Raw genomic sequence first — 12548 nt, 5'->3', positions numbered from 1 at the left:
ATGAACAAATTCAAGCAACCGAAACTGGCATTTATTGGTGGTGGTAATATGGCCACGGCCATCATTGATGGATTACTGAAATCCGGATACGATGCCACAAAAATCCTTGCTTCAGCGCCTTCAAAGGCAACCCGGCATCGACTTGCGGCAGATTATAATATCAATATTGCCGAGAAAAATAATGTTGCAGCCTACTTCGCTGACATCATTATTCTTGCAGTAAAACCACAGCTGATCCCACAAATCAGTCGCGAGATCGCGTTTACCCTGAGGTCACTGGGACAAAAAACGCCAATTGTTTCTTTAGCCGCCGGCACAACCCTGGCGCAGTTGTCGGATCAATTTATGAGCTGGCCGGTAGCACTGGCAATGCCCAATTTACCGAGTGCAGTAAGCCAGGGGCTTACTGGATTGGTTGCCAACGAGCACTGCTCTATTCGTGAACGGGAAAGCATGGAACAAGTCTTTAGCCTGATAGGGAAAGTGGTATGGCTCAAAGATGAGGATCAGATGCCAGCTATCGTGGCAATGGCCGGTAGTGCCCCCGCCTACTTTTTCCTGTTTTTAGAGGCAATGAAGCAAGTTGGCACTGACATGGGCCTATCGCAACAAACCGCTGCCAAAGCCGCATTGCAGTCTGGCCTGGGGGCTTGCATGATGGCCGCTGATTCAAGCGATGATTTTAAGACCCTACGCGAGCGCGTCACGTCGCCTAATGGCACGACGGAACAGGCCATAAACTCATTCAAAGATAATAATTTCAGTAAGATTATTGAGCAGGCGATGTGGGCAGCTGCAAACAAAGCGGCAGAAAACCGAGTATCGACCGGATAAAACTAACTCCGCTAGGACTCACGGAGATAAGGGCGACAGGTGAAATTGTCGCCCTTATGCTTTTCGGTTATGCAATATACCGAATCGTTTCGTGGATTCCCGCACAACTACGTTGCTCCGCATCTTACTCTAAGATAAAGTGCCGCCGTTCTGTCAAAGCTGGATGACACAAACCGACGGTTGGTCGTCCATTTTCGTGGTGAGAGTAACTTCTCAATCGCAGGTCGGTAATCAACGATTACCACTGGCATGTTTGAATTAACAGAAATGCTCGCTTCATTTTTCAACATCTCACCACGATTTTTCACAAATTTATACAGGCCATAATGGTGATAAATCTGTATAATGAAGTTTAAGTTCCCTGGGATGTTTGATATCAACTATGTCCCTGAGCCGATAATTTCTACTTAAGGGGGTTTATCGGTCGCTATTGAGCAGGCCCGGCAAGTACCGGGAAGCCTAAGGCGAGTGTGCAACCTCCGCCTTGAACACACGGTTGTTCAAGGGCTGACGTTGATGCCGGCATTTTGGGGAACGCCTTTTTCGATACTCTATTCATCCAAGCAATACCGTGCATGACCGTTTAATTTCCTCGCCAACCCCTGGAAATATTAACGCACCTTCGTCCACCCCCGCCCCCCTTAGACACCTTTAGACATCTACCCATTGTTTATAAAATATTAACCTTGCCTCTACAATTTTCTTTCAATTTGAGTTACTGTTTGCCTGTCGTACTATCTTGCAAAAGATAACAATAACTAAAAGAAGTAAAGTCATGAAAAAACTCGCCCTTGCAACAACGTTAGCCCTAAGTTCGTTTATCGCACAAGCCGATACCATCGCCGGTGTCTACATTGGTGGTCAGGTTTGGGATATGCAAGCAGATGGTAGCTTTGGTAGCACTGAAAATTTGCAGATGTTTGAGCTCGAAGATGATAAAAAAGGCAGCTATTGGGCTGCACTTGAGCATCCGATCCCGTTACTGCCTAACCTAAAACTCCGCCAGAACGAGTTGGACACAACCGGCATGGCTGAAGTGGCTGACTTTCAATTTGGCGATCGTATCTACAACGGCGATACTCTGGTTGATGCCGAGTTAGATCACCTAGATGTGATTATGTATTACGAATTGTTTGATAACGCCATCTTCAGCATCGACTTTGGTGTTAACTTTAAGTACGCCGAATATGCTGTTACGGTGAGTCAGAATGATGCAAACCCGGTATTTACTGAGGAGTCGCTCGATTACCACGGTGTTATCCCGATGTTATACCTGGCAACCGAACTCGGTATCTTAGGCACTGGCCTGGACGTATTTGCGGAAGGCTCCTGGATTGGTTTTGATGATCACAATGTCTATGACGCCATGGCTGGCATTAAATATGAATTTGTCGATAATCTGGTTGTCGATTTGGATATCCGCCTTGGCTATCGCAAAATGCAATTCGATATTCAGGACGTAGAAGACCTGTATCTTGACGCACAATTTGACGGTGCGTTTGCCGGCATTGAATTACACTTTTAAAACCTGTCGCTTGGCAACCTTTAAGGTTTAAGAAATAATGAGGGTCAGATAAAATCTGGCCCTTTTTTTACCATGACTCCGAACACCGACTTAGCAAATCGTATACAGCACCTAAGGCAAGAGCTCAGGCAAAAGCGCCGGGCATTAACGTACGCCGAGCAAACTGCCGCCAGTCATAACCTTTGCCGACAACTGCAGAAGCTATCGTCTGAGCAACGCATCGAAAACGTTGCCGGCTATATCGCCGCAAATGGTGAAATTAGCCTTGCCCCCTACTTTCACTGGTGCTGGCAACAGCAAATACAGGTCTACGTGCCGGTCCTGCATCCGTTTAGCAAAGGCCATTTGTTGTTTCTGAGTTACTCACAACATACCCCTCTAACCCGCAATCGCTATAATCTGGAGGAGCCAGTTCTGGACGTTAGTAAGGTCATTGCGCATCGGCATATAGACCTTTTATTGACGCCACTGTTGGGATTTGATTGCCATGGTAATCGACTTGGCATGGGCGGTGGTTATTATGATCGTACCCTGCACGCTTGTCCTAATTTGCAGAACCGGGCCATTGGCGTGGCCCACCGTTGCCAACAGGTTGAACATCTGCAACCCCAACCCTGGGACATACCGCTTAAACAAATCATCAGTGCATAAAAAAAAGTGACCGGCATTGACGCCGATCACTGTGCTGGTTCAAGGTTATTTGCTGCTAACATAGACAACCACTTTTTTACTGATGTCGCTAGGTTGATAAGCACTGATGTCAATGATTTGAACATCATCCTCTACCTTAAATGCCTTTGGAACGCGGCGATTCAGGTACTCTCCGGTATCTACTGCACCATAAGTATGGGCAAATGAGTTAATGTCCTGATCGTTACAAGCGATAGATAAACTCATAAGCTTGGTGTTGCCATCAAAGGAACGGCGTACCGCTTTTTTCAAGTCACTTAAGTTATCACTTGCTGCGGCTACGCAGGTTTTGGTGGCTACCGAATTGTCGGCTGCAACAAACTCATACTCTACCGCCTGGCCACTTAAAGATACGACCGCCATACCCGCGGCCAGTACTAAACTATTCAGGCCTTTCATAACTACCTCCTCGATTAAAAATCTGTTCCCGAGTGAATTTCCGGCATCGGTTACGTCGATGAATCGAGCGTGTGCAATTGATTGACAGCGGTTTTACTTTATTTCCGGCTTTCGCAAGTGCTTGCAGCTCATCAATTAAGGGGGCGCCTAAGTTTTCGCTACCCCATTCGTTTCCGATGCCAGTAATTAAACCTCAAAAGCACCTAAATAACCTGAGGAAAAGCTGAAGATTGGCCTATAAATTTATTTGCAAACACATAAATATCAATAAGTTATAATGACAACTTTGAAAGTTGTGAAGAATAACAATATTTCCGCTATGGCAGATTAAAAAGTGAGAAATTGCGCAACGGATTCGACCGTATCAACGACTAACTGGCAATTAGGCAAACGACAATGCACTTTATTTAAGCAGCAACAAACAGGCCAGGCGACAAACCGCAATTTTTCAGGCTATAATCGCGCCATCGCGTCGAAAAAGGATTCGTTATGACTCAAGATGAAATGAAAAAAAATGCTGCCGAAGCAGCGCTTGCATTCGTCACCCCTGACAGCATTGTTGGTGTGGGAACCGGCTCAACCGTCAACTTTTTTATTGATGCTTTAGCAAGTAAAAAAAACGAGATACAAGGTGCGGTATCCAGTTCAGATGCATCGACAGAAAAGCTTACCGCCCTCGGCATCGAGGTGTTCGATCTTAATTCGGTAGACAGCCTGGATGTTTACATTGATGGTGCCGACGAAATCACAGAACATATGCACATGATAAAAGGCGGTGGCGCAGCCCTTACCCGAGAGAAAATTGTTGCTGCAGTTGCCAAAAAATTTGTCTGCATCGCCGATGCCAGTAAACAGGTTGGTATGCTCGGTGCGTTCCCCCTGCCGGTCGAAGTAATCCCTATGGCACGCAGTTATGTGGCGCGGGAACTGGTTAAACTCGGCGGTGATCCGGTTTATCGTCAGGGCGTCCTGACCGACAATGGTAACGTCATTCTCGACGTTTATAATCTCGAAATTCTAAATCCGGTTGCCATGGAAGCGAAAATTAACAGCATTGTTGGTGTGGTCACCAACGGTTTGTTTGCCAATCGCGGCGCTGATGTGCTGATTGTTGGCACTGAACAAGGGGCAAAAATCATCGAGGCGAATTAATTGATGTTGATAATGGAGCGACCATTCTCTGCAATCAAAGCCTTGCCTTAAAGCCTTTAAATTCTCACTGAGTGGGAAAACACTTAGTGGAATTGCTATAACATCCAACCGGGCTGAACGTTCAGCCCGTTTTTTCTATCGCAATTATTCAAAAAACGCTTTTGAGTTTTCACTCTATATGCTAATTTAGCTGTCTAGCCATCCAAACTGATATTTTACACAGAGTTAGTGACCATGACCCGACAATCGTTGCAAAAAGAAAAAATCCGCATTTTATTGCTTGAAGGTGTGCATCCGAGTGCAGTGAAAACCTTGCAAGATAGTGGCTATAGCAACATTGAATACCTGAAAAGTTCGTTACCGGATAATGAGCTGAAAGAAAAGATCGCCAATGTGCATTTTGTTGGTATTCGCTCTCGCACCCAATTATCAGACGATGTGTTAAGCCATGCGAAGAAATTAGCAGCCATTGGGTGTTTCTGCATCGGTACCAATCAGGTTGATTTATCCGCCGCGCAAATTCGTGGTATTCCGGTATTTAATGCTCCGTTTTCTAATACCAGGTCCGTGGCAGAACTGGTGATTGGCGAATTATTACTGTTATTTCGCGGAGTGCCGGAAAAAAGCGCTCTCGCTCATCGTGGTCAGTGGCTAAAGTCCGCAGTGGGATCGGTAGAGGCCCGAGGCAAAACACTGGGAATCGTCGGTTACGGACACATCGGCACGCAACTTGGCATTCTTGCCGAGCACCTGGGTATGCAAGTTAAATTTTTTGATATTGAAACCAAATTACCGCTTGGTAACGCCAGTCCAAGCAGCAGTCTTCAGGAATTACTGGCATGTGCCGATGTCATATCCCTGCACGTCCCGGAGACTCAGGCCACGCAGAACATGATTGGCGCCGAACAATTTGCGCAGATGAAAGACGGAGCAATTTTCATCAATGCTTCGCGAGGCACGGTTGTTGATATCGATGCGCTGGCGGCTGCCATAGAAAACAAAAAGGTCGGTGGTGCCGCTATCGACGTATTCCCAATCGAGCCAAAGTCGAATGATGATGAGTTTATCTCACCATTACGACAGTTTGATAATGTCATTCTGACTCCGCATATCGGTGGTAGTACTCAGGAAGCTCAGGAAAATATAGGCATTGAAGTAGCTAGTAAAATTATCAAATATTCTGACAATGGCTCTACGGTATCTGCAGTAAATTTCCCGGAAGTTTCCTTACCGGCAAATATCAACCGCTCACGCTTATTCCACATTCATCATAACCGACCGGGTGTGCTCACCCAGATTAACCAGGCATTTGCAGACCGGGGAATCAATATCGCCGCTCAATATCTGCAAACGGATGATAAAATCGGTTATGTGGTCATCGATCTCGACTCGAAAGACAGCGATGCTGCGTTAAAAGAGCTTAAGGCTATCGATGGCACCATACGGGCCCGGTTGATCCACTAATTTAAGCAGTTCATGTTCATTGTCAGCGGGGAGGAACCTCCCTGTTGACAATATGATAACATTGCACAAAACGCGCCGCCGATTTATATCGACACTGTATTTCCTATGCGCGTTATCCCCTGCTTATCCATTGTCTACCTGTCGTAATACTTACCTCCCGATGCGAACCAAGCTCAGACAGAGCCTAAAGGTGAATAGTTCTGCTTTAACAACGGCCATTCAAAAGGCTTGAAACAACAACCCTTGATACAAAATAATACAAACCCAAAATACGCATAACCAATTGTAATATAAACGATTTACGGTTTTAATATACGATCCAGTTTTAAAGTCGGGAAAAGCTATTGAAACTTCACGAAATACCAGTAACTATCTGCATAGGTGATCGGATTTTCCCTGTTTGCAAATTTTAGTTATCATGGCGCCTTACAAACAAGATTTCAGTAAGCATAAGGCTGGAATCACGCGGTGCGAAAATGGGTGAGATGTGAATCGCTTAAACAATAATAAGAGGAAATATCGTGTCTGAAATCATCAAACTGCCTGACTGTCCAGTTGAGCTTCATTATGTCGTGCGCCGAATAAATTATGCCGTTAAATAATCGGCGACAGCCATTTACTGCACTAATCCGAATGTAATCTATCGTGACTAACATTTTTAGTAAATTCGCTTTTTATCGGCTTGCCATTAATTCAAACCTCACGCGGCGAATATTGTCACGCCTTCAGGTTATTGCCGCGCGCATTGCTAAATTATCTACACCTGGACATGGGATGCCTTGTTTAGTCATGACCTCGAATTGCCGAACAGCTATCGTGACCTGGGTTTCCTGTCTGTTACTACAGTGGATGGTTATGGGCGTTGCGACATCAGCGCAAGCTATAACTATCGTTGATGAGCAACCTGCCAATAAGGAAATGAAAAATCCAATTGCGTTGCCAGACCAAGTAGTTGACGAACTGAACCAGTGGATTACATCTTGGTGGCAAAAAATTGACAGAGGTGTAGGGGCATTCGAAGAGTTCAATAAGGAATTTGCGGAAAAGATACCCACCATCGAAAGCATTCGTACCCGACGAATTGCTGATTTTATTACTCACATTGGTGAGCTTGATGAGTTTATTAACCGCAATGATATCCTGCTTGATACTAATAACCAGACTGAATGGATCTACTTTAAAGCGCACCGGGCAACATTTTTAAACGATATCGAACGAGCGAAACAGTTACACCAGCTACTGGTTAATCACCATGACCCGAAAACTCGACTGCGCGCACACAGCAACTTATTAAATCTGGGTGTTCTGTCAGAAAACTACGATCTGATGCTTGAGCATCATCAAATAATCGTAGAATCCTTACCCGACATTGCAGACTTCCCTTTGAAAGACTTACTGCTACTTACTCTCGGATATTTCTACAATCACATTGGCGAATTCAATCAGGCACAGCAAACCTTTGCACAGGTTAACGCTGCCGGATTGCCACCAAGGCGGCAATGCGTAATTGCACTGCACATGTTGGAGACCACTATAGGTCTGCAACGGACTACAGAAGTCTTTGAAAACTTGCAGCGCACCGAACACCTGTGCCTGAAGAGTCACGAACCCGCCATTTTAAATGCCGCATTAATTGAAACTGCTCATTACTTCCTTAACCAGCACGCGCCTGAAAAAATCAGTGACTTTATCAAAAAGTATCAACGTATTATTGAAACTAATACATTTCAACGCATGAATAACCAGCACATGTTACTCCATTATTACTGGCAAGCAGGTGAAGATGAACTGGCTAGTCGCTACGCGCAACAGCTAACCGCTGAATTAGAAAGCTTAGAACAGATGCAACATTTTAATCGCTGGGTAACCGCAAGTTACAAGTTACTGGCCGATTATCACTACGCAACAAATGCATTAGACCTTGCACAGGCATTTCTAGATCACTATCAGCGGCATCTGCAACGCTCATTACAGGACGAGCAGTCTAAGGCACAATCCAGAGAATTTGTTCGCCTTGCTAAGCAAAATGCCGAGCAGCAGCGAGTGAAATTAAAGCAACGGTTACTTGCCAATAATGTCAAACAGCAAAGAAATTTCACACAATTGCAGCATGAGCTGCAACACCAGTTAGTTTTGCAGTACTCATTATTATCGTTGGCAGTAATTACGCTGATGCTTTACGTTTACCTTCGACGTTATCAGCACATACTGAGCCCATTGAAGCGACAGCTGAGTCTTGACGTAACAAGTAGCGCCCTGAACAGAACTGCTTTTGAAAAAGAGGCTGTTACAGCTTTAAATTCCTGGCGTCAACAAAGCGCAGGGGTAGGAGCTTTGATCATCCGCTTGCCGGATACCTGTAATAACAAGCATGATGATTTATCTTCAATCGACCGTAAATTGGTGTGCGAAACTGGAAATCCAGAAGAAGTCTCAGAAGTTCAATACCAGATTGAGGTTAACCAGCGGCAGCAAATCCGATTAACTGTAAATCTGACCCGACAATTGGCACAACAAGCGTTACAAATTCGTCAACCCGCCTGTTATCCGCCTCGTAACTCCTGGCTACAGCGGACGGCAGCCTGGTACCAGACTCGGTTGAGAGGTCAAAAATGGCTGCGAGATGGTCGTTTTTTCCTCCTTGCCCGCACTAGTCACCAGCAATTAATATTGCTGTTAGGTGATATGGATAAAAAACACACCTTGACCTTTGCCACTAAATTGCAGCAGACAATAAGCAAACAGCTGGGTCACCAGGGGGCGATAGGCGTAACCCACAGCGATAACAGTGGTTATCGATTCCGTTACCTGATGATGGACCTTACAGGTGCATTGCGCTTAGCGCAGCAGCAAGGTAAGCACAACATTGCTAGACAAGACGATAACAGCGCACAGGCTATGCCGGCCTATTGTCCACAGACAGTTATCGAGAGCCCAAATTATCGTACCACCCCGGTTTTTGACGAGCTACACGATATGCCATTCAGTCATGGAGCTAACGACAGACTGACACCTGGCCATCAACCATTGGAGGCTGAGGATGCAACTCGTGGTTAATAACACATCGAAAGCTTTGCAAAGCAACCGCTTCCCCATGTGTACTCCAGTATTGTTTGACTGCGCAAGGCTATTAGGCTGCGCCTGGAAAATGATGTTAATAATCAGTCTGAGCGTTACTATCTGTGTTAATGCACAGGCTGACGGTATAGCGACGGATGGCATTGAAACAAACTCACAACGCTTAGGTTATTTTAATAATTGGACAACAACAGCGTTGCTGGATAAAGCCAATGAAGTTCGCTCCACCGATATCGAATTGAGTAAAACCTTGCTCGCCCTGTTGCAACAGCGCTCGCTTGATGAGTCTCAGCAAGCCAAATTAGCATACCTTCAGGCTTATCGGTTGATCATGGAAGGCAACTATCAGGAGTCTCTACGACGGTTTCAGGTCCTTGCCGAGCACCATGATATCAATGTACGGCTACAGGCGTTGAGCTATAAATTGAGTCTGTACTTATTAGATCGTGATTATCCACATGCGGTAAACCTGCTGGCAGACATTCTTGAATTATTACCTCATCCACAGATCGAGCCACAACTTTATACCAAAACCATTATGGGTATTGGTTTCTTTCATAATCAACTGGGGGCTTATCAAAAAGCCCTGAATTATTTTGAACGCCTTAATAACCGTCACCTGACAGAACGCCAGCAATGCCTGGTGTCGGCACATAAAGTTGATTCGTTAGTCGGTTTAAAAAAGATTAGTGTCGACGATATACTGTATCAGGCCACCCTGACCTATTGTCAGCAAATCAACGAAAACATCATCACCGAGGGGGTCATTGCCGAGATGGCCCAATTCCAGGTGGAGTTAGGCAATTACAACTGGGTAATCGATACATTGCTGCCTCGTCTTGGCTCGATCGAAGCACGCAATTACCCGATGAACAGTGTCGATGCCTATGGCCTATTAGCGGTCAGTTTTTACCACGTACAGGATTATGATAATGCCTGGTTATATGGCACCAAGGCAATGTCCTACAGTAAAGATTTCAAACTCAGCGAAAGCCTGCATGCTGCAGCTGGGATCATGGCATCTATGGCAAAAACTCATGGTAGCCCGGAACAGGCCTATCTTTATCAGATTGATTATCTGCAACGTCAGCAACGTCAATATGCGCAAACCCGCGCCAGGGAAGTCGTCCGCCAACAATTAAATTTTGAACTTCAAAATCACAAAAAATTATTTGCCGAATTAAATTCACATCTGAGCAAACAATACTCGACACTGCATACCACTAATCGGGAAATTGCCGACGTTAGCGAGCAAAACCGCTTTGGTATGCTGTATATCGTCATTTGCATTTTAATTGCAGCAGGGCTGGCACTGAGTGTTTTTGGTATTCGCTGGTCGCGCCGGGTTGTGACCAAGCAACTGCAACTAGACCCCCTGACTCAGGTTTATCATCGCCCAAACACCCTGGAATATTTTTCCCGGCGCTGGCTGAGAATTCAACAGCGCGGACAATCAGCAACTTTGTTTTGTCTGCAGCTGGATCAACTAACGGACATTAATTACCGTAATGGCCATACCATTGGCGACTGGTTAATTGAAAAAGCAGCACAAGTAATAAAAGAGAACGCCCCTCATCAGTCACTTATCGGGCGGTACAAAGGCAACATGTTTGTCATGTTAATGCCAAATACCAGTATGCATAGTTTATTGCAGATCCAGGGGCGAGTGATTCAGCAACTTAATCGATTGCAGCCAAGTATTTTTCTGACCTATAAACTTTCCTACCAGACTACCAGCTTGCTGATGAATCTGGATTACCAAAAAGACTCAATGCATAACATTCTGGCAAGATGTGAATGGATGATGGCCGATAAGGCCAATGTTGATGGACATAAACTCATTGTCGAGGATGGCAACTCTATGATTGCTAATGACGCAAAGGCAACCGCAACGACGGAAATCGCAAACGGTTAATTATATGATTGTGACGATGGAGCGAGCATTCCCGGCAATTTAGGCCTTGCCTAAAAGCCTTTAAATTATCACTGACTGGGAAAACCCTTAGTGGAATTGGTTTTACTCATATTGGCTGGCAAACCAACTTTCTATGATTACCACTGCCGATTGACAGTCAATATGATCTTTTTGCAGGTTACGATAGCCCCCTGTCTCAAACAGGCTCTGTTTGGCATCGGCGGTCGTTAGTCGTTCATCCTGCATCTGAACCTGTAAACCGAAGCGACCATGTAATCGATTGGCGAACTTTCTGGCCCGGGCAGTAAATGGCTGTTCACTACCATCCATATTTAACGGCAAGCCAACAACCAGCAGATCAGGCTGCCACTCTGCAATCAAATCAGCGAGTTGATCAAAATTGGGAATACCATCTCTGGCTTTAATGGCCTTTAAAGGCCTTGCGGTACCAGTCAGTTCCTGACCAACCGCAATACCTATATGTTTGGTACCAAAATCAAATCCGAGTACGGTGCGGGAACCAACAGAAGCAGGCAAGGACATATCTCCGGTCAAAACTGCAAGTTTAAAGGCAAAATTTAGCCTAGACAAGAATAGAGGATATTAATGATAAGCCGGGCATCGCTTTGATGCCCGCGATGCGAATTTTAAGCGGGTACTGGCTAGTTAAAATGGCTGATTAACCATTTACCACTTGTTGACCATGATAAGCGCGCTTCATCGCCAGGTAATCTTGGTAAACCGCGTCCATAACGTCTGCGTCGTATTCACGCAAGCCACTCAATACCATGTGCTTTTCACCATAACCAATGACTTTTCCAGCAGCGATAATGTCAAACACCAAACGTACTTTACCACGCTTGCCATCCACATTTAGATCAGTCTCGCTGGCATTAAACTGCAACGACACCTGTTTCACATCGACGCTGTTTAAGTTCAGCTTCATACTCTCATACATCACCATTGGGCGAGCCGGATTAATCATCACCGACTTTTTGCGCATCAGCTCGCCAAGAATGTTCGGAAACGTGTCACCGGAAAATGCCACATAGGAGCGTACTAATGACTCTATCAGGGTTTCGCAGCGACTGTGTTCGCCATCGGCGGCAACGGCTAAGTAGGTTTTTCCCTGTTCGTCGTTTACTTCGGCACTGGTTGTAATTTTCTCAGGAAAGTTAAGTTCGTTGGCATCGGTCACCATACCAGCGAAGGTAAAGGCCATATTCTGATGAATGCCACACTTATCCAGAATCACTGAAAATAATAAGTCCCCGGGTACACAGAAACGCTTGGCGTCAATATCGTGCAACGGATTGAAATCATCGGCAATATTCTTAGCAAAATCGCTTGCCTGTTGGCGGCTAAAGCGCACTTTGTCATTACTATCGTGATAATACTGGCGAATAAACATGGTCTGCCTAATCAAATCTAACTTGAAACTGGCGGCTAGTTTACCGAGCAAAAAACAGCAAGTCGACGAAATTTACACTA

At 45.3% G+C, this 12548-nt stretch carries 10 protein-coding genes and 1 other RNA gene; 8 read left to right on the top strand and 3 right to left on the bottom strand.

Going from position 1 to position 12548, the window contains the following annotated elements:
* From proC to E8M12_RS00720, 4 genes are all read left to right on the top strand, one after another.
* The gene (gene proC / locus E8M12_RS00735) at positions 1 to 834 is read left to right on the top strand and encodes a pyrroline-5-carboxylate reductase (RefSeq protein ID WP_136734153.1); all 834 of its coding nucleotides are present in this window, start codon (positions 1 to 3) and stop codon (positions 832 to 834) included.
* A 355-nt stretch (positions 835 to 1189) separates the two neighbouring features.
* Positions 1190 to 1372, top strand: a non-coding RNA gene (ssrS, locus tag E8M12_RS00730) — 6S RNA.
* A 237-nt stretch (positions 1373 to 1609) separates the two neighbouring features.
* The gene (locus tag E8M12_RS00725; RefSeq protein WP_136734152.1) at positions 1610 to 2359 is read left to right on the top strand and encodes a TIGR04219 family outer membrane beta-barrel protein; all 750 of its coding nucleotides are present in this window, start codon (positions 1610 to 1612) and stop codon (positions 2357 to 2359) included.
* 72 nt (positions 2360 to 2431) lie between these two features.
* Positions 2432 to 3010: a 5-formyltetrahydrofolate cyclo-ligase gene (locus E8M12_RS00720; protein WP_136734151.1), complete on the top strand. Its 579-nt coding sequence runs from the start codon at positions 2432 to 2434 to the stop codon at positions 3008 to 3010.
* Between the two features lie 45 nt (positions 3011 to 3055).
* On the opposite strand, the gene E8M12_RS00715 is transcribed toward E8M12_RS00720, so the two are convergent.
* A complete protein-coding gene (locus tag E8M12_RS00715; protein ID WP_136734150.1) occupies positions 3056 to 3448 on the bottom strand; it encodes a DUF3718 domain-containing protein in 393 nt (130 codons plus the stop codon).
* A gap of 489 nt (positions 3449 to 3937) precedes the next feature.
* Here E8M12_RS00715 and rpiA point away from each other — a divergent pair, with 489 nt between their 5' ends.
* From rpiA to E8M12_RS00695, 4 genes are all read left to right on the top strand, one after another.
* Positions 3938 to 4600 carry a ribose-5-phosphate isomerase RpiA gene (gene rpiA / locus E8M12_RS00710; RefSeq protein WP_136734149.1) on the top strand — a complete coding sequence of 221 codons (663 nt, stop codon included), beginning with the start codon at positions 3938 to 3940 and terminating at the stop codon, positions 4598 to 4600.
* A gap of 234 nt (positions 4601 to 4834) precedes the next feature.
* Complete coding sequence (gene serA / locus E8M12_RS00705; protein WP_136734148.1) at positions 4835 to 6064, top strand: phosphoglycerate dehydrogenase; 1230 nt, start codon at positions 4835 to 4837, stop codon at positions 6062 to 6064.
* Between the two features lie 816 nt (positions 6065 to 6880).
* A complete protein-coding gene (locus tag E8M12_RS00700) occupies positions 6881 to 9121 on the top strand; it encodes a hypothetical protein (RefSeq protein ID WP_136734147.1) in 2241 nt (746 codons plus the stop codon).
* Complete coding sequence (locus tag E8M12_RS00695) at positions 9105 to 11057, top strand: tetratricopeptide repeat-containing diguanylate cyclase (protein WP_136734146.1); 1953 nt, start codon at positions 9105 to 9107, stop codon at positions 11055 to 11057. Before E8M12_RS00700 ends, E8M12_RS00695 begins: the two co-directional genes overlap by 17 nt.
* Positions 11058 to 11159: 102 nt before the next feature.
* On the opposite strand, the gene ruvX is transcribed toward E8M12_RS00695, so the two are convergent.
* On the bottom strand, positions 11160 to 11600 hold the full coding sequence (gene ruvX / locus E8M12_RS00690; RefSeq protein ID WP_136734145.1) for a Holliday junction resolvase RuvX: 441 nt from the start codon (positions 11598 to 11600) through the stop codon (positions 11160 to 11162).
* 136 nt (positions 11601 to 11736) lie between these two features.
* Positions 11737 to 12468: a DUF3581 family protein gene (locus E8M12_RS00685; RefSeq protein WP_136734144.1), complete on the bottom strand. Its 732-nt coding sequence runs from the start codon at positions 12466 to 12468 to the stop codon at positions 11737 to 11739.
* Between the last annotated feature and the right edge of the window lie 80 nt (positions 12469 to 12548).

This window comes from Thalassotalea mangrovi (assembly GCF_005116735.1).
Lineage (GTDB): Bacteria > Pseudomonadota > Gammaproteobacteria > Enterobacterales > Alteromonadaceae > Thalassotalea_A > Thalassotalea_A mangrovi.
The sequence above is the reverse complement of the archived record's forward strand: the minus strand, read 5'-3'. Positions and strand labels throughout refer to the sequence as shown.